At 58.6% G+C, this 17,889-nt stretch carries 13 protein-coding genes; 4 read left to right on the top strand and 9 right to left on the bottom strand.

All coding sequences use genetic code 11. From position 1 onward, the window contains the following. Positions 1 to 145: 145 nt before the first annotated feature. The 3 genes from CKW23_RS10375 to fadD1 all read right to left on the bottom strand — a co-directional run bounded on the left by CKW23_RS10375 (position 146) and on the right by fadD1 (position 7,219). Complete coding sequence (locus CKW23_RS10375; RefSeq protein WP_025261434.1) at positions 146 to 1,267, bottom strand: beta-ketoacyl-ACP synthase III; 1,122 nt, start codon at positions 1,265 to 1,267, stop codon at positions 146 to 148. A 228-nt stretch (positions 1,268 to 1,495) separates the two neighbouring features. Further along, positions 1,496 to 5,407: an ATP-dependent RNA helicase HrpA gene (gene hrpA / locus CKW23_RS10380; protein ID WP_095067565.1), complete on the bottom strand. Its 3,912-nt coding sequence runs from the start codon at positions 5,405 to 5,407 to the stop codon at positions 1,496 to 1,498. A 120-nt stretch (positions 5,408 to 5,527) separates the two neighbouring features. Continuing rightward, the gene (fadD1, locus tag CKW23_RS10385) at positions 5,528 to 7,219 is read right to left on the bottom strand and encodes a long-chain-fatty-acid--CoA ligase FadD1 (RefSeq protein ID WP_025261436.1); all 1,692 of its coding nucleotides are present in this window, start codon (positions 7,217 to 7,219) and stop codon (positions 5,528 to 5,530) included. 446 nt (positions 7,220 to 7,665) lie between these two features. On the opposite strand from fadD1, the gene CKW23_RS10390 reads away from it, so the two are divergent. After that, positions 7,666 to 8,610 carry an alpha/beta hydrolase gene (locus tag CKW23_RS10390; RefSeq protein WP_025261437.1) on the top strand — a complete coding sequence of 315 codons (945 nt, stop codon included), beginning with the start codon at positions 7,666 to 7,668 and terminating at the stop codon, positions 8,608 to 8,610. 38 nt (positions 8,611 to 8,648) lie between these two features. Continuing rightward, positions 8,649 to 9,119: a MaoC family dehydratase gene (locus CKW23_RS10395; RefSeq protein ID WP_025261438.1), complete on the top strand. Its 471-nt coding sequence runs from the start codon at positions 8,649 to 8,651 to the stop codon at positions 9,117 to 9,119. Between the two features lie 161 nt (positions 9,120 to 9,280). Here CKW23_RS10395 and ccoM read toward each other — a convergent pair whose 3' ends face one another. The 4 genes from ccoM to CKW23_RS26460 form a co-directional block, all read right to left on the bottom strand. Beyond that, positions 9,281 to 9,391 (bottom strand): cytochrome c oxidase subunit CcoM, encoded by a 111-nt coding sequence (gene ccoM, locus CKW23_RS27080; protein WP_025261439.1) that lies wholly within the window; start codon positions 9,389 to 9,391, stop codon positions 9,281 to 9,283. Between the two features lie 158 nt (positions 9,392 to 9,549). Then, positions 9,550 to 9,708: a hypothetical protein gene (locus tag CKW23_RS10400; protein WP_038399997.1), complete on the bottom strand. Its 159-nt coding sequence runs from the start codon at positions 9,706 to 9,708 to the stop codon at positions 9,550 to 9,552. A gap of 81 nt (positions 9,709 to 9,789) precedes the next feature. Then, complete coding sequence (locus CKW23_RS10405; protein ID WP_095067529.1) at positions 9,790 to 10,128, bottom strand: aspartate-semialdehyde dehydrogenase; 339 nt, start codon at positions 10,126 to 10,128, stop codon at positions 9,790 to 9,792. Beyond that, the gene (locus tag CKW23_RS26460; RefSeq protein ID WP_143008669.1) at positions 10,104 to 10,346 is read right to left on the bottom strand and encodes a hypothetical protein; all 243 of its coding nucleotides are present in this window, start codon (positions 10,344 to 10,346) and stop codon (positions 10,104 to 10,106) included. Before CKW23_RS26460 ends, CKW23_RS10405 begins: the two co-directional genes overlap by 25 nt. Between CKW23_RS26460 and rapA the strand changes: the two genes are divergently transcribed. Continuing rightward, positions 10,345 to 13,191: an RNA polymerase-associated protein RapA gene (gene rapA, locus CKW23_RS10410; protein ID WP_025261441.1), complete on the top strand. Its 2,847-nt coding sequence runs from the start codon at positions 10,345 to 10,347 to the stop codon at positions 13,189 to 13,191. The genes CKW23_RS26460 and rapA overlap by 2 nt on opposite strands. A gap of 66 nt (positions 13,192 to 13,257) precedes the next feature. On the opposite strand, the gene CKW23_RS10415 is transcribed toward rapA, so the two are convergent. Next, positions 13,258 to 14,595 (bottom strand): MFS transporter, encoded by a 1,338-nt coding sequence (locus tag CKW23_RS10415; protein WP_025261442.1) that lies wholly within the window; start codon positions 14,593 to 14,595, stop codon positions 13,258 to 13,260. A 320-nt stretch (positions 14,596 to 14,915) separates the two neighbouring features. Here CKW23_RS10415 and CKW23_RS10420 point away from each other — a divergent pair, with 320 nt between their 5' ends. Beyond that, complete coding sequence (locus tag CKW23_RS10420) at positions 14,916 to 17,228, top strand: bifunctional diguanylate cyclase/phosphodiesterase (protein ID WP_095067530.1); 2,313 nt, start codon at positions 14,916 to 14,918, stop codon at positions 17,226 to 17,228. Positions 17,229 to 17,284: 56 nt separating this feature from the next. Here CKW23_RS10420 and CKW23_RS10425 read toward each other — a convergent pair whose 3' ends face one another. Beyond that, positions 17,285 to 17,590: a DUF2288 domain-containing protein gene (locus tag CKW23_RS10425; protein ID WP_025261444.1), complete on the bottom strand. Its 306-nt coding sequence runs from the start codon at positions 17,588 to 17,590 to the stop codon at positions 17,285 to 17,287. Positions 17,591 to 17,889: the final 299 nt, after the last annotated feature.

Consider the following 17,889-nt stretch of genomic DNA (forward strand, 5'->3'; position numbering starts at 1 on the left):
AAAACTGGCTGCGCGTCAAGTTTTCATAAAGCTGCACGCTCTCGTTTTTACAGGCTGGCCTTGGCATATCGATCCCCATCATCCGTCGATCTGCCAATGCCGGCCTGTCTTTCTTTTCAGGCTCTGTAACCGTTCCGAGCCTTGATCAGCGCTTGCGCAAGATCACGCTGCCAATCGAATACCCCGCCCCGAAAGAACTGAGCACACCCAGTGCGCCTTTGGGCAAGTCGTCCTGATAGGAGTGAAAGGCGATTACCGAGCCGGCCGAGCTGGTGTTGGCGTAGGTATCGAGAATCACCGGTGCTTCTTCAACGCTGGCTTCGCGCCCCAGCAGCTTCTTGACGATCAGGTGGTTCATGCTCAGGTTGGCCTGATGGAGCCAGAAGCGTTGCACGTCGCTGGCATTGAGCCCGTTCTCGTTCAGGTGAGTGCCCACCAGCTCCGCCACCATCGGGCAGACATCGCGGAATACCTTGCGGCCTTCCTGGACAAACAGTTTGTCCGGCGCGCCTTCGCCCTCATCCGAGGTGCGATTGAGAAAGCCGAAGTTGTTGCGGATGTTGTTGGAGAACGTGGTCAGCAGTTTGGTGCTGACGATATCGAACTGGTACGGGGAAGTGGCCAGATCGGCGCGCTCCACCACAACAGCCGTGGCACCGTCGCCAAAGATGAAATGGCTGTCGCGGTCGCGGAAATTCAGGTGCGCGGTGCAGATTTCCGGGCTGATGACCAGCAACGCACGAGCCTGGCCCAGTTGCACGCTGTTGCAGGCAGCCTGAATGCCAAAGGTGGCCGAGGAACAGGCGACGTTCATATCGAAGCCATAGCCCTGGATGCCAAGGGCCGACTGGATTTCGATGGAAATAGCCGGGTAAGCGCGTTGCAGATTGGAACAAGCGACGATCACGCCATCGATATCGGCAGCCGTCTTGCCTGCGCGCTGCATGGCCTGTTCGGCAGCCGCCACGCCCATCTGGCAAAGAATCGACCACTCGTCATTGGAGCGCTCCGGCAGGTTCGGCTTCATGCGTTGCGGATCGAGGATGCCTTGCTTGTCCATCACAAAACGACTTTTGATACCCGAGGCCTTTTCGATGAACGCAACGCTGGACTCGCTCAGCGCCTCGACTTCACCACGCTCGATGGCCGCAGCGTTATCGCTGTTGAATTGGGCGACATAGGTATTGAAAGACTGCACCAGCTCTTCGTTCGAGATGCTGTTGGCCGGGGTGTACAGGCCTGTGCCGCTGATGACGACGTTGTGCACGGTCGTTCCTCTCTTATGAATGTTGCGGGTAGTCGTACGGTAAGTGGCGGCCAACAACTTATTGGAACCAGCGTACCAACACACATGTAAAAACCGCCTGCTGGGGCAAGACCACACCCCGCGGCACACTTCAAGGCAAGGCGCGAAGTGTGCCATAACGGCGGGGGTTTAGCGCTAGTCAGGCGACCGGCAACGGCATGCAGTCTGTGTAGGACCGCAATAGCGCTATCAGGCTTCCACCTGACTCCACTGCTTGTTCAGGCGTTTATCCGATACGGGCATTCGGGTGCCCAGTTGCTGGGCGAACAGGGACACACGATACTCCTCCAGCCACCAGCGGTAGACTGCCAGTTCCGGGTCGCGCTTGCCTTCCTGGGCATGTTTGGAGGCGCGGGCCTGGTATTGCGCCCACAGGCCGGACAATTCGATGCTCCAGACTCGGTCCTTCTGCACCTGCGCCGGCAGTTTTTCCAGGCGCATTTCGATGGCCTTCAGATAACGCGGCAGCTCCTTGAGCCATTGGGCTGGGGTTTCACGCACGAAGCCCGGATAGACCAGTTGCCCCAACTGGGACTTGATGTCGTTGAGTGCCACGGCTTGGGACAGGTCGATCTTGCCCTTGAAACGCTTTTGCAGGCCGTGCCAGAGCTTGAGAATTTCCAGCGTCAGCTTCGCCAGACGCTCGGCATGCTCGCTCCAGTTGCCGCGCTTGCGCTCGGCCAGCGACAACAGACCTGCGCCGTCACGGGGCAGCTCCGCTTCGCCTTCCAGGATGCAGGTGTCGAGGCTCGCCAGCAGAATGTCTTCCACCAGCGCATCGATACGCCCAAGCTCCCGATGCAATAAGGCCAGCTCGGTTTGCCCCGGCAGCTTGCTGCGCAGAAACTTGGCAGGCTCTGCCAGTTGCTGCAAGAGCAAACGCTGCAAGGCTCGGCGATGTTGATACTCAGCTTCGGCCTGGGTCGAGAAGCGCCCTTCCTTGACCGTGCCCGCCTCTTCCACCAGAGCCGGATACACCGTCATGGACAGGCCGGCAATGTTTTGTTGAGTCTTCTGAGCCACCGGCGCAAAGACCTTGGCTTCCACCGGCTGCTGACTTTTCGCACTTTGTGGCACGGCCAATGCAGCCTGACTGGCCTCGGCAAAACGCGCCGTCAGTTCAGCCAGGTCACGCCCTTCACCCAGGAACTTGCCGCTGCCATCGAGGATTTCCAGATTCATCTTCAAGTGGCTTTCAAGCTGCTGAGCCGCTTCGGCCCAGGCTTCGTCCGACACTCTGGCGCCAGTCATGCGCAGCAGTTCACGCCCCAATGCCTGAGGCAACGAGCCTTCGCCAAAAGTGATGCGTTGCAAGGCCGCCTTCACGAAATCGGGCACCGGCACGAAGTTCTTGCGGATAGCCTTGGGCAGGTTGCGGACCAGTGCAATGCACTTGGTTTCCAGCAAACCCGGCACCAGCCATTCCAGGCGCTCGACCGGCAACGACAGCAACAGCGGCGCAGGCACGCGCAGGGTGACACCGTCACGGGGATGGTTGGGCTCGAAGTGGTACGTCAGCGCCAGGCTCAACTCCCCCAGACGCAAGGTGTCGGGATACTGAGCAGCCGTCACTTCACTGGCTTCACGGGCCAGCACGTCTTCCTCGCGCATGATCAACAGCTGCGGGTCTTTCTGGCTGTTGACCTTGTACCAACTGTCGAAGGTGGCGGTCTGGTGAATCTCGGCGGGAATCCGCGCCTCGTAGAAACTGTAGAGCGTGTCTTCGTCGGCCAGAATATCGCGACGCCGAGCCTTGGCTTCCAGCTCGTCCAGTTGCTCCAGCAGGCGCGTGTTGGCGCTCAGGCACTTGGCGCGGGACTGAATATCGCCACGCACCAGCCCTTCGCGGATAAACAGCTCGCGGGAAACCACCGGGTCCACAGGGCCGTAATGCACCGGACGACGAGCGACCACGATCAGGCCGAACAGGGTGATCTGCTCGAAAGCCACCACCTGCCCGCGCTTCTTCTCCCAGTGCGGCTCGAAGTGGTTTTTCTTGACCAGATGCCCGGCCAGCGGCTCGATCCAGTCGGAATCGATTTTGGCCACCATCCGCGCATAGAGCTTGGTGGTTTCCACCAGTTCGGCGGTCATCAGCCATTGCGAGCGTTTCTTGCCCAGACCAGAAGAAGGATGAATCCAGAAACGCCGCTGCCGCGCGCCCAGGTAATCGCCCTCTTCCGCCTTCTGGCCGATCTGGCTCAGCAGGCCGGAGAGAATCGCCTTGTGGAATTTGGGGTAATCGGCCGGCTCCTTGTTGATCGCCAACTGCAAGTCACGGCAGATCAGGCTCAATTGCCGATGGGAATCGCGCCACTCCCGCAGCCGCAGGTAATTGAGGAAATTGCGACGACACCAGTTGCGCAGCGGGCTGGCCGTCAGCGCCTGACGCTGCTCCTCGAAACCGCGCCACAGATTGACCAGCCCGGCAAAGTCAGAGTCGGCGTCCTTCCATTGTGCATGGGCCTGATCGGCAGCCTGCTGACGCTCGGGCGGACGTTCGCGCACATCCTGCACCGACATGGCGCTGGCCACGATCAAGACTTCCTGAAGACTGCCCTGCTTCGCTGCTTCAAGCAGCATGCGACCCATGCGCGGGTCAACCGGCAGCCGAGCCAACTGGCGGCCCAATGGCGTGAGCTGGTTTTCGCGATTGACGGCGGACAGCTCCTGCAACAGGTTGAAACCGTCGCTGATGGCCTTGCCGTCCGGCGGCTCGATAAACGGGAACGCCGTGATTTCACCCAGCCGCAGGTGCAGCATCTGCAGGATGACCGCCGCCAGGTTGGTGCGCAGAATCTCCGGGTCCGTAAATTCAGGACGCCCGTTGAAATCCTCTTCGCTGTAAAGACGCACGCACAGCCCAGGCTCGACCCGGCCACAACGGCCCTTGCGCTGGTTGGCGCTGGCCTGGGAAATGGCTTCGATGGGCAAGCGCTGAACCTTGGCGCGATAGCTGTAGCGGCTGATACGCGCCGTACCAGTATCGATCACATAACGAATGCCCGGCACGGTCAGGGACGTCTCGGCCACGTTGGTCGCCAGCACCACGCGCCGCCCCGGATGCGACTGGAAGATGCGCTGCTGTTCGGCGGGTGACAGGCGCGCATACAGCGGCAGGATTTCCGTGTGCTTGAGTTGAGCCTTGCGCAGCACTTCCGCCGCATCACGGATTTCCCGCTCGCCGGGCAGGAACACCAGTACATCGCCAGGGCTCTTGCGCTCGCTGCGCTCGAAAGCCGCCAGTTCATCCAGTGTGGCCAGAATCGCCTGATCCACGGTCAGGTCGTCTTCGACGCTGTTGCCTTCTTCGTCCTGCTCGCTGGTGAGCGGGCGATACCAGGTTTCCACCGGGAAGGTGCGACCGGACACTTCGACGATAGGCGCCTTGTCGAAGTGCTCGGAAAAACGCTGCAGGTCGATGGTGGCCGAGGTGATGATTACCTTGAGGTCCGGACGGCGCGGCAGCAGGGTTTTCAGGTAGCCCAACAGGAAGTCGATGTTCAGGCTGCGTTCATGGGCCTCGTCGACGATGATCGTGTCGTAGCGCTCCAGAAAACGGTCATGCTGGGTTTCGGCCAGCAGGATGCCGTCGGTCATCAGCTTGATAAGGGTATTGCTGTCGCTTTGATCCTCGAAGCGCACCTGATAGCCGACCAGTGCGCCCAGCGGCGTGCTCAGCTCTTCCGCGACCCGGCTGGCAACGCTGCGCGCCGCGATACGACGTGGCTGGGTATGGCCGATCAGGCCATGCTGGCCGCGACCGATTTCCAGGCAGATCTTGGGCAACTGGGTGGTTTTACCCGAGCCGGTCTCTCCAGCGATGATCAGCACCTGATGCTTGAGCAGCGCTTCCTTGATTTCATCGCGCTTGGCGGCAATCGGCAGGTTTTCGTCATAGCGAATCGGCGGCACGCTGTCGCGCCGGGAAGTCACCTGGGCAAAAGACGCCTGCACCTTCTCCACCCACTGAGCCAGCTTCGCGTCGTCAGGCTTCTTGCGTAGCTCGTGCAACTGACGACGAAAACGATGGCGATCGCTGATCATCGCGTGATCGAGGTTTTTCAGCAGTTGGTCGATGGAGAGGCTTTCTTCGGTCATCAGGCGCGCAGGGTCTTTTTGAAGATGCGGGGCGCGGATTGTCGCAGATTTGCAGGGGGGATGCTTTTCGCGAATGAATTCGCTCCTGCCACAGGAGCGCATTCATTCGCGAAAGCAGGCTTACTTCTTGACGCCCAGCTTTTTCAGTTCTTCGTCACGCAGTTCGCGGCGCAGGATCTTGCCGACGTTGGTGGTCGGCAGGACATCGCGGAACTCGACACTGCGCGGCACCTTGTAACCGGTCAGGTTGGCGCGCATGTGTTCCATGACCTGCTCTTTGGTCAGGGTAACGCCCGGTTTAGGGACCACGAAGACCTTGATCGATTCACCGGATTTCTCGTCCGGTATGCCGATGGCTGCACATTGCAGTACGCCCGGCAAGCCTACCAGCACATCTTCCAGCTCGTTGGGGTAGACGTTGAAACCCGAGATCAGAATCATGTCTTTCTTGCGGTCAACGATACGCATGTAGCCATCGGGCTGGATAATCGCGATGTCGCCCGTCTTGAGCCAGCCTTCAGCATCGAGCATTTCGTCGGTGGCCTCCTGGCGCTGCCAGTAGCCCTTCATCACCTGAGGGCCCTTGACGCACAGTTCGCCCACTTCACCCAGTGGCAACTCGTTGCCCGCATCGTCGATGACTTTGCACAGGGTTGAAGGCACGGGAATACCGATGGTGCCTATCTGGATGTTGCTGATGGGGTTGACCGTCGCCACCGGGCTGGTTTCGGTCATGCCGTAACCTTCGCAGATCGAGCAATTGGTGACTTCCTTCCAGCGCTCGGCCACTGCCAGTTGCAACGCCATGCCGCCAGACAGAGTGACTTTCAGGCTGGAGAAATCCAGGTTGCGGAATTCCTGGTTGTTGCACAGCGCGACGAACAGGGTGTTGAGCCCCACGAAACCGCTGAACTTCCACTTCGACAACTCCTTGACCATCGCTGGCAGATCGCGAGGGTTGCTGATCAGGATGTTGTGGTTGCCGATGAGCATCATCGACATGCAGTGAAAGGTGAAAGCGTAGATGTGATACAGCGGCAGCGGCGTGATGAGGATCTCGCAACCTTCATGCAGGTTGGAACCCATCAGGGCCTTGCATTGCAGCATGTTGGCGATCAGGTTGCGGTGGGTGAGCATCGCGCCCTTGGCCACACCTGTGGTGCCGCCGGTGTATTGCAGCACCGCGACATCGGAGTTCGCGGGCGAGGCTTCCTTGACAGCCTGACCACGGCCCTTGCTCAGGACGTCATTGAACTTGATGGCGTTGGGCAGGTGATAAGCCGGCACCATCTTTTTCACGTATTTGATGACGCTGTTGATCAGCAGTCGCTTGAGCGGCGGCAGCAGGTCGGCCACTTCGGTAACGATGACGTGCTTGACCTGGGTCTTGGGCACGACCTTCTCGGCCAGATGCGCCATGTTCGCCAGACAGACCAGTGCCTTGGCACCGGAATCATTGAACTGGTGTTCCATTTCCCGCACGGTGTACAGCGGGTTGGTGTTGACCACGATCAGGCCGGCCCGCATGGCTCCAAATACTGCTACAGGATATTGCAGGACGTTGGGTAGCTGGACCGCGATGCGATCGCCGGGCTGCAGGTCGGTATGCTGTTGAAGCCAGGCGGCGAAAGCACCCGAGAGTTCGTACAGCTCGCCATAGGTGATGGTCTTGCCCAGGTTGCTGAAGGCCGGTTTATTGGCGAAGCGCTCACAAGACTGCTTCAATACGGCCTGGACGTTGGGGTACTCATCAGGATCGATGTCGGTAGCGATACCGGACGGGTATTTATCCTTCCAGAAGTTCTCGATCATGCAAGCCAGCTCCGTAGCGATAGCGAATTCTTCACATCGCTGTACGCGATGATTTTTTTGTGTTTTGGAATTATGCAGTTCCCGCTTTTTCCGCTGAATGACTGGCAGAAAGCGGGCCGAGATTAGCAGCTTTGCCAAAGGCCGCCTAGAGGCAAAAAAGCCCTCACCAGTCACATTCATGACTCTTGAATAGCAAAACGTCATTTTTAGAGCAATGATTCTATTTGTTACGAATGTAACTGAAAACAGGGGGCCAAACGCCCCGCCCCATATCCTGCAATTCCTTCTTCTAAACGCTGCGTCCATGCGCGGACAACCACTATTCCCCTCTCCAATACCTGCTGCAGGCCACCGTGAATCTTGCAGTCGGGCAACCTGAAGTCGTCATCGGCGATACACTGAATGAACACCTCATTCGGGCATCGATCCAGACTCGGGAAATAACCATGAACCACGAAGCCTTCTGGCTCGATGCCAGTGATAACACCCGTCTGCATGTCAATGCATGGCTTCCGGCAGATACGCCAAAAGCCGTCGTGATGCTGTCTCACGGCATGGCAGAACACGGTGGTCGTTATGAAAGGCTGGGCACGGCACTGAATGTGGCTGGCATCGCGTTGTATGCCCATGATCAGCGAGGACACGGGCTGACGGCCGCCAACGGGGAACAGGGTCATTTCGCGGACAAGGACGGCTGGAGCAAAGTGGTGGGCGACCTGGCAACCCTGAGCCAGACCATTGGCCAGAAACACCCTGGCCTGCCGCTGTTCCTGCTGGGCCACAGCATGGGCAGCTACATTGCCCAGGCGTATCTGATGCACCACGGCGCCAGCCTGCAAGGCGCGATTCTCAGTGGCTCGAATTTCCAGCCGGTTTCGCTCTATCGCAGTGCTCGCCAGATTGCGCGCCTGGAACGCTGGCGCCAGGGGCCCAAGGGGCGTAGCGCCCTGATCGAATGGCTGTCGTTCGGCTCGTTCAACAAGGCATTCAAACCAGCACGCACACGCTTCGACTGGCTCAGCCGCGACCATGAAGAAGTCGACAAGTACCTCTTCGATCCTCTTTGCGGTTTTCGCTGCACCAATCAGTTATGGTTCGATCTGCTCGGCGGGCTGCAGAAAATCAGCAAGCCGTCCAACCTGAAACAGATCGACCCGGGCCTGCCGTTGCTGATAATTGGCGGCGAATGTGATCCGGTGAGCGATGGGAAGCGTCTGAAAGATCTTGCTCATGCATTGGGAAAGGCAGGTCATCAAGTCGTGCAACTTGAGATCTACCCCGAGGCGCGACATGAACTGCTCAATGAAACCAATCGCGATGACGTTACCCGTGATTTGATCGACTGGCTGCTGCGCTCACTCGAACAACCACGTCCGCACCGGGCCGAATGACTCCTCCCGGTCTAAATATCCATTTTCAGGACAGCCACATGACCCAGGTCACCAACACACCTTACGAAGCACTTGAAGTCGGTCAGACTGCCAGCTACAGCAAAACGGTGGAAGAACGTGATATTCAGCTGTTCGCCGCGATGTCGGGCGATCACAACCCGGTCCATCTGGACGCCGAATATGCTTCAAAGACCATGTTCAAGGAGCGTATCGCTCATGGCATGTTCAGTGGTGCGTTGATCAGTGCGGCAGTGGCCTGCGAGTTGCCTGGACCGGGCACTATCTATATCGGCCAGCAGATGAGCTTCCAGAAGCCGGTGAAACTGGGCGATACCCTGACCGTACGCCTGGAAATCCTGGAAAAGCTGCCGAAATTCCGCGTGCGCATCGCGACCCGCGTATTCAACCAGAACGATGAGCTGGTGGTGGATGGCGAAGCGGAAATCCTTGCTCCTCGCAAGCAGCAGACCGTTGACCTGACCGTGCTGCCGGAAATCACCTTCGGCTGATAGTAGAAGCCAATTCATTCGCGAAGACCCATTGAATCCGATAAAGATATGTCGTGCTCGATGCTGTCTCGCGAATGAATTCGTTGGCTTTTTTCAAAAAAAATGGGCAACCGAAGTCGCCCTAAATGCCTTGCGTGCTCTTGTTATGGAAGGCCTGAGCCTTACTTGCGCTTTTGCGAGTCCTTCCAGATGAAAAGTCCGAAGCCTGCGAAGAAAACAAGCATCAGGCCGACGGTGACGACACCTGCGACAACCACATTGTCCAGAAACATAACTTCGCCTCCTGCTCTGCCCGTTCGATGGAGCTAGATTAACCACAACGGCGCGCAAAGAAATTGACCCAGATCAGTGATCCCGAAGCTCGACAGGTGAGCGTGGGGACAACTGATCCGGGTCAACGGATCTGAAACGGGGTATGGAACAGCAGGTATCAGCGCTTTTTCGGCTTCTTGCCGGGCTTTTTCTTGCCACTGAGTGGCATCGCCTGTTCAAAGGCATTGCGTACTTCATTAAGGCGTTTGTCGTTCAGATCGTGAACACGCCTGGCGCGCTCGGCGCCCAGATCGATCAGCTTTTCATCTTCGCTCATGACTGCAGCTCTCGGACACTCGGTATCAGGAGCAATAATGCTCAATCGCAGCGACGATGACCAGCGAGGATGCATCGCACCTCACACCTCGACATCGACCCACAGGCCTTGACGCGGCTCATTGTCGATCAGGGGAACGACAGGCACGGTGTTGTCGGCATTCAGGGAAGTGCCGGGAACGGCAAACTGCTCGATGTGCTCACCTTCTTCTTCATGATGCTGACGCTGTTGCTGCTGGCGCTGCTGCTCTTCACGCAGCATCAAGGCACTTCGCTCGGCATCTTCATGGCGAAGGTCGATATTGGTTTCACTGGAGCTCGGTTGCACCGGGGCGACAGGTGGTATGTCCGGCATGCGCTTGGCCGGGTCCAGTTGCGACGTCACGGGTACCACACTCAGCGGAAGCGTCGGTTGCAGCATGATTTTCGTCTCCTGTTATTTGGGCTTTCGGCTGCCATTCCGTCGACTTGAACGCCTTTCGGGAAAACTTTTCGACTATGTTTGGCGTAATAAGTGCCCGAAAGGGCGTATTTGTCATGATTGATGCCGATAACAGGTGTTTTTTCACTACCGCCTTTGGCTTCAGGGCGTGTTCCGTTAACATAGTCGGCTTTTTCAAAGCGGGAGTCAGGCAGCATGGCGCAGCAGTATCAACCGGGGCAACGCTGGATTAGCGACAGCGAAGCCGAGCTGGGTTTGGGCACCGTTCTGGCACAGGATGGCCGCTTATTGACCGTGCTCTATCCGGCCACTGGCGACACGCGTCAATACGCACTGCGTAATGCTCCATTGACCCGGGTACGTTTTTCTCCGGGCGATGTGATCACGCACTTCGAGAACTGGAAGATGACCGTGCGGGAAGTCGAGGATGTCGACGGGCTGCTGGTCTACCACGGCCTCAACGCACAGAACGCAGCCGTTACCCTTCCGGAAACCCAGTTGTCGAACTTCATTCAGTTCCGCCTGGCTACCGACCGCCTGTTCGCCGGGCAGATCGACCCGCTGGCGTGGTTCTCCCTGCGTTATAACACCCTTGAGCACACCAGCCGTCAGTTGCAGTCCTCTCTGTGGGGTCTGGGCGGCGTGCGTGCCCAACCTATCGCTCACCAGTTGCACATTGCCCGTGAAGTCGCTGACCGCATCGCGCCACGGGTTCTGCTGGCAGACGAAGTAGGCCTGGGTAAAACCATCGAAGCAGGCCTGGTGATCCATCGCCAGCTGCTTTCAGGCCGCGCCAGCCGCATCCTGATCCTGGTCCCGGAAAACCTTCAGCACCAGTGGCTGGTTGAAATGCGTCGTCGCTTCAACCTGCAGGTCGCCCTGTTCGACGCCGAGCGTTTCATCGAAAGCGATGCCGGTAACCCGTTCGAGGACACTCAGTTGGCGCTGGTCGCCCTGGAGTGGCTGGTCGAGGACGAAAAAGCCCAGGATGCCCTGTTTGCCGCAGGCTGGGACCTGATGGTGGTCGACGAAGCCCACCACCTGGTCTGGCACGAAGAAAAGGTCAGCCCCGAATACTCGCTGGTCGAGCAACTGGCCGAAGTCATTCCCGGCGTCCTGCTGCTGACCGCAACCCCTGAGCAACTGGGCCAGGACAGCCACTTTGCCCGCCTGCGCCTGCTGGACCCGAACCGCTTCCACGACCTGCAGGCCTTCCGCGCCGAAAGCGAAAACTATCGTCCGGTCGCCGAAGCCGTTCAGGAACTGCTGGACAAGGGCAAGCTGTCGGACAAGGCCCACCAGACCATTCATGGCTTCCTGGGCGCCGAAGGTGAAAGCCTGCTGAGCGCCGTGAACGCTGGCGATGAAGAAGCAAAGGCGCGCCTGATCCGCGAGTTACTGGATCGCCATGGCACCGGCCGCGTGCTTTTCCGGAATACCCGTGCTGCCGTTCAGGGCTTCCCTGAGCGTCAGTTGCATCAGTATCCGCTGCCCTGCCCTGCCGAATACCTGGAACTGCCACTGGGCGAGCATGCCGACCTGTACCCGGAAGTCAGCTTCCAGTCGCAGCCGGAGATCACCGAAGAAGAACGCTGGTGGCGCTTCGACCCACGGGTTGACTGGCTGATCGACACCCTCAAGATGCTCAAGCGCGTCAAGGTACTGGTCATCTGCGCCCATGCCGAAACCGCCATGGACCTGGAAGACGCGCTGCGCGTGCGTTCCGGCATCCCGGCCACCGTGTTCCACGAAGGCATGAACATTCTGGAGCGCGACCGCGCAGCGGCCTATTTTGCCGATGAAGAATTCGGAGCACAGGTTCTGATCTGTTCGGAAATCGGCAGTGAAGGCCGCAACTTCCAGTTCTCCCATCATCTGGTGCTGTTCGATCTGCCAGCGCACCCGGACCTGCTGGAGCAGCGTATCGGCCGTCTGGACCGTATCGGCCAGAAGCACACCATCGAGCTGCATGTCCCCTTCCTGGAAACCAGCCCGCAAGCGCGTCTGTTCCAGTGGTATCACGAAGCGCTCAATGCCTTCCTCAATACCTGCCCGACCGGCAACGCCCTGCAACACCAGTTCGGCCCGCGCCTGCTGCCGCTGCTGGAAAGCGGTGACGACGATGAATGGCAGAGCCTGATCGACGAAGCCCGCACCGAGCGTGAGCGTCTGGAAAGCGAACTGCATACCGGTCGTGACCGCCTGCTGGAACTCAACTCCGGCGGCGCTGGCGAAGGTGAAGCACTGGTGGAGGCGATTCTGGAGCAGGACGACCAGTTCACCCTGCCGATCTACATGGAAACCCTGTTCGACGCCTTTGGTATCGACAGTGAAGACCATTCGGAAAACGCCCTGATCCTCAAGCCGAGCGAAAAAATGCTCGACGCCAGCTTCCCGCTGGGCGACGACGAAGGCGTGACCATCACTTACGACCGCAACCAGGCGCTGTCTCGCGAAGACATGCAGTTCATTACCTGGGAACACCCGATGGTTCAGGGCGGCATGGATCTGGTGCTGTCCGGCTCCATGGGCAACACCTCGGTGGCGCTGATCAAGAACAAGGCCCTCAAGCCGGGCACCGTGCTGCTGGAACTGATCTACGTCAGCGAAGTGGTCGCGCCGCGCTCCCTGCAACTGGGTCGCTACCTGCCGCCTGCTGCACTGCGTTGCCTGCTGGATGCAAACGGCAACGATCTGGCCAGCCGCGTTTCGTTCAGCACCCTGAACGATCAACTGGAAAGCGTGCCACGCGCCAGCGCCAACAAGTTCATCCAGGCACAACGCGACGTGCTGACGCCCAGGATCAACGCCGGTGAGGAACGAATTGCCCCGAAACACGCCGAGCGCGTGGCCGAGGCACAGCGTCGTCTGGCAGCCGATACTGAAGAGGAACTGGCACGCCTGACAGCCCTGCAAGCCGTCAACCCGACCGTTCGCGACAGCGAGCTGGTCGCCCTGCGCAACCAACGCGAACAAGGCCTGGCCATGCTTGAAAAAGCAGCGCTGCGCCTGGAAGCGATTCGGGTGCTGGTAGCTGGCTGATAGCTTGCTCGCGAATGAATTTGCTCCTTGTGCTGGAGCGAATTCATTCGCGCAAGGCCGTCACGCTTACCCAGGATTCAGCATCCTGTCGGTCATCCGCTTGGCATCTCTCGTGAAACAACGCGAGGCCAGCAGCAGAAACACCAGGGTCATGCCCAGGGTCACCGGGATCAGGTACATCGCATCGTGCAATCCGGTGGCCTTGAAGCTTTCATCCATCTGCACCGCCCCCGCCAGCGTCATCGCTTCATGGGCATAGTGATCGGATAACCAGCCAACCACCACCGGCCCAAGCCCGCCGCCCAGCAGATACAACCCGGCAAAGAACAACGCCATGGCCGTCGCTCGCAGACGCGGCTCCACCACGTCCTGAATGGCGGTGTAGACGCAGGTATAGAAGTTATAGGCGAACAGCCAGCCGACGCTGAATACCGCCACAAACACCCCGATTTCGACCCTTCCCGCGTGCAAGGCATACCCCGTCGCCAGGGTGGCGACCAGCATGCTGAACACCGCAAACAACAGTCGTCCGTTGGGCGAGCGCTGGTGCAGTTTGTCCGCGATCAGGCCGCCCAGGGTCAGGCCGATCAACCCGGTGACGCCGACAATGATCCCGGTCGCCACCGCCGCTTCCTGCAGAGACACCTGAAAGTAGCGTTGCAGCATCGGCACCATGAACGAGTTGCAGGCATAGGTCGCGAAATTGAAGGTCAGCCCCGCCAGCACCAGCCAGCAAAAGGTCGGGATCGACAGAACCCGACGAACCGGCTTTTCGATCTTCTCTTCGGACATCTGCACACTTTCGGCAGCGCCACGCTTGGGTTCACGGATAAAGAAGATGAACACCGCCAGAATCAGGCCGGGAACCGCCGCGATAAAGAACGGGGCACGCCAGCTGTCGAACGCCTTGACCATCGCACCGATGGTGAAAAACGCCAGCAGAAGTCCCAGCGGCAGGCCCAGCATGAAAATGCCGATGGCTCGCGAGCGACGATGGGCCGGGAACAGATCACCGATCAATGAGTTGGCCGCTGGCGCATAACTGGCCTCACCGATCCCGACCCCCATGCGCACCAACAGGAATGTCCAGAAGCTGTTGGCCATGCCGTTGACCGCCGTCAGCCCGCTCCAGACGGCAAGCCCCCAGCCCATCAGTTTCTTGCGTGAGCCCGTATCGGCCATACGCCCGAGAGGCAGGCCTGCAATCGCATAGACAAGGGTAAACGCCGTGCCCAGAAGCCCGAGCTGGAAGTCGCTCAGGTGCCATTCCTTGCGAATGGGCTCGGTGATGATCGCCGGAATCGCTCGATCAAAGAAGTTGAACAGGTTGGCCAGAAACAGCAGAAACAAAACGCGCCAGGCATTGGAAGCCTGGACGGAGCTGTCGGTCGGGGGGTTGTTCATGAGGCATCCATCCCTTTTTTCTTCCTACTCTAGAGCCCTGCTGACAAATCGACTGTAAACATTCGTAAAAGACCTCAAATGCAGGAGCCCAGGTTTTTATAACCATTGGTTATTGAGGCAATTCCATTTTTTTGAGTGTTGACACTGGCAGGATTCTTTCAGCTTCTATACTCATGTCTATTCGCCAGGCTGAGACTTTGTGCGAAAAGTCGGAGAGCGATGCTCAGGCAAGGTGAAACGCAGCATGAGCGATGCGCAGCCGCTTTACGTACATAGCCTGAAGCCTTGGTGAACCCTGGCAGTGAACAATAGGGCTCGCTATGGAATGGCTCGGTTTGAATATGTTTGTCGGTTTTCCGGCTAACGGGCAATTACTGATCAACTGCAGTCATAACTTGTTTCTGGTAGCGCTGGCCTACGGGGTCGCTTGCGCAGCCTGTTTTGCAACGCTGGACATCACGGATCGGATCATTCAGGTCGAGGCGAGCAAGAGCCGCCGCGTCTGGAAGGCCCTGGCCGCGCTATGTCTGGCGGGCGGCATCTGGGCCATGCACTTCATCAGCATGCTGGCTTTTCAGGCACCACTGAAAATCAGTTATGACCTGCCCATCACCATCTCGTCCCTGCTAATCGTGCTGGCCGGCGGGCTGCTCGCCGTCAAGGCGCTGAGCCTGGAAACCCTGACCATCAAGCGTTGCCTGGTCACATCCGTGATCATGGGGCTGACCATCAGCATCATGCATTACGTCGGCATGGCAGCCATGCGCTCAGATGCCATCCAGTATTACGAGCCGAACATGTTTGCCCTGTCGATTCTGGTTGCCATCCTGGCCAGCGTGGCACTGCTGACCCTTTCCAGGCATTTGCGTCATCACAGCGGGATGTTTCACCAGATGTTCAAGTACGGCCTCAGCCTGCTGCTGGGCGCAGGCCTGCTGACCATGCACCTGATGGGAATGGAGGCCTTGCAACTGCTTCTGCCTCTGGAAGCGCAACTACAGATCCCCAACACCGAAAACAGCCAGCAACTGGGGCTGACCATCGCGATCATCACCCTGCTGATCATTGCCGGAAGCATCAGCGCGGCGATGGCCGACAAGAAGCTGCAAAGCAAGGAACACGACCTGCAACGAGTCAACGCCCTGCTCAGCCAACTGGATCAGGCCCGGGTGTCCCTGCAGCAGGTTGCGCACTACGACCCGCTGACCAACCTGATCAACCGACGCGGTTTCAACCAGATATTCGGAGAGAAGCTGCTGGAGCACAGCGTCAGCAACGGCATGCTGGCGGTGATGTTTCTGGATATCGACCACTTCAAGCGCATCAACGACAGCCTGGGCCACGACGCCGGGGATGAACTGCTCAAGGTGATTGCCGAACGAATCCGCAGCGCAACGCGGATTCAGGATGTGGTGGCCCGCTTCGGTGGCGACGAGTTCTGCATCCTGCTCAGCATTCCCGACTACGAAGAGGCGCGGCATCTGGCCTATCGGGTCATGCAGAAGATGAAGGAAACCATCGCCCTGGCAGGCCGGCGCATGGTGATGACCACCAGTATCGGCATCGCGGTCTTTCCCCGTGACGGTGCAACCTGCGACGAACTGCTCAAGCACGCGGATCTGGCGCTGTACCAATCCAAGGGCAACGGCCGTAACCGGGTCAATTTCTTCAGCCCGGCCCTCAAGACCAAGGCCAGCCTGGAGCTGCATCTGGAAGAAGAGCTGCGCAACGCCCTGCGCGAAGAAACGGGCCTGCAGGTCTACTACCAACCCATCGTCGACCTGCGGACCGGTCATGTCGCCAAGTTAGAGGCACTGGTGCGCTGGCATCACCCACAGCATGGCCTGCTGATACCGGATCGTTTCATCGGCATCGCCGAAGCCAACGGGCTGATCGCCGAACTGGACAACTGGGTATTACGCCGCGCCTGCAAGGACCTGGGCGCCCTGCGCCTGGACGGGTTCGACAAGATGATCATTGCGGTGAACTGCTCGGCGCTCAATCTGGCCAGGGATGAACTGGTCCATGAAGTCGAACAGGCGTTAAGCGAGGCCAATGTAGCCCCGGGGCGCCTGGAACTGGAGGTGACCGAGAACGCCCTGATGGGCAATATCAGCAACACCATCGTGATGCTCAAGCAAATTCGCAGCCTGGGTGTTTCGCTCTCCATCGACGACTTCGGGACCGGCTATTCATCACTTGCCTATCTCAAGCGCCTGCCGCTGGACACCCTGAAGATCGACCGCTCCTTCATCATCGACATTCCCAAGTCGCCACAGGACATGGAGATTGTTCAGGCGATTATCGTCATGGCTCACACCTTGCGCCTGAAGGTCGTGACAGAAGGCGTGGAAACCCCGGCGCAACTGGAGTTTCTCAGTCAGTACGGCTGCGATTATGTGCAAGGCTATCTGTTCAGCAAACCACAACCTCTGGAACGCCTGCTGCCACTGGTCAAACAGATGAACCAGCGCGAGCCGGCCAGCCTGTTGCCAAACTCCGCGATGCTTGAAGGCAAGGATCTGGACGCCGACACCCCACGTTCACTCGATCTTTTCAGTGAACTGCCGGGCATTGAAAACCAGGCCATTCGCAGTGCCAACCGCACCAAACGCTCAAGGTGGTCGGATTGAAAAACAGGAGGCCGGTAAAGACGCGCCCTCCCGGATGCGCCATCACAGTGCAAATATCAGTCCCGCGCCCTGTTCTGGATCAGGACCCAGGGCGAGACCACCACCGCCCACAGCAACGGATCGCTTTCAACAAGCTCCATCGCCTTTGACTCAGACACCTTGCCGACCTGTCCGCTGGCCAGCCAGGCGGAAACCTTGCTGGCATCATTTTCAGCCATGGCTTGGGCAACTTCGATCAGATCCAGCGGTTCCTCGACCCACAACAGGGCACCCTTGGCAAAGAATGGTTGCAATTCTTTCCAGGTAATCGAAGCGGTTTCGCCAAGCAGTTTGGCATAGAGGGTGCTAGGTTCTTGCGTCATGGGTTTCACCAAAAGAAAAATCGGCGCAATGATAACGCCGCCTTTTCCGCAGACAAACCCGAATGCGCATTAATCGATCGTCGGAAAGTTATTCAGGAGTCCATGAAATGGGGGTCGTATTCATGGGCTTAATTGGTTGAATTATGTAACTTTCTTTCGATTAAGCGACATCAATCGATTTCCCTCCCTGCGCCCAGCTTTTCAAGCCATCAACCAGCACTCTAAACTGTTCCGGTACAGTTGGCAGAGTGGGGAGGCGATCGGTTATCACGTCCGATCCTGCAGCTTTAGCCATCAGG

This window comes from Pseudomonas sp. Irchel 3A18 (assembly GCF_900187465.1).
Taxonomy (GTDB): domain Bacteria; phylum Pseudomonadota; class Gammaproteobacteria; order Pseudomonadales; family Pseudomonadaceae; genus Aquipseudomonas; species Aquipseudomonas cichorii.

Coding starts and splice junctions, on each gene's coding strand:
- hrpA (WP_095067565.1), bottom strand. CDS start 5,407: ATGACCGAAGAAAGCCTCTCCATCGACCAACTGCTGAAAAACCTCGAT.
- fadD1 (WP_025261436.1), bottom strand. CDS start 7,219: ATGATCGAGAACTTCTGGAAGGATAAATACCCGTCCGGTATCGCTACC.
- CKW23_RS10390 (WP_025261437.1), top strand. CDS start 7,666: ATGAACCACGAAGCCTTCTGGCTCGATGCCAGTGATAACACCCGTCTG.
- CKW23_RS10395 (WP_025261438.1), top strand. CDS start 8,649: ATGACCCAGGTCACCAACACACCTTACGAAGCACTTGAAGTCGGTCAG.
- ccoM (WP_025261439.1), bottom strand. CDS start 9,391: ATGTTTCTGGACAATGTGGTTGTCGCAGGTGTCGTCACCGTCGGCCTG.
- CKW23_RS10400 (WP_038399997.1), bottom strand. CDS start 9,708: ATGAGCGAAGATGAAAAGCTGATCGATCTGGGCGCCGAGCGCGCCAGG.
- CKW23_RS10405 (WP_095067529.1), bottom strand. CDS start 10,128: ATGCTGCAACCGACGCTTCCGCTGAGTGTGGTACCCGTGACGTCGCAA.
- rapA (WP_025261441.1), top strand. CDS start 10,345: ATGGCGCAGCAGTATCAACCGGGGCAACGCTGGATTAGCGACAGCGAA.
- CKW23_RS26460 (WP_143008669.1), bottom strand. CDS start 10,346: ATGCTGCCTGACTCCCGCTTTGAAAAAGCCGACTATGTTAACGGAACA.
- CKW23_RS10415 (WP_025261442.1), bottom strand. CDS start 14,595: ATGAACAACCCCCCGACCGACAGCTCCGTCCAGGCTTCCAATGCCTGG.
- CKW23_RS10420 (WP_095067530.1), top strand. CDS start 14,916: ATGGAATGGCTCGGTTTGAATATGTTTGTCGGTTTTCCGGCTAACGGG.
- CKW23_RS10425 (WP_025261444.1), bottom strand. CDS start 17,590: ATGACGCAAGAACCTAGCACCCTCTATGCCAAACTGCTTGGCGAAACC.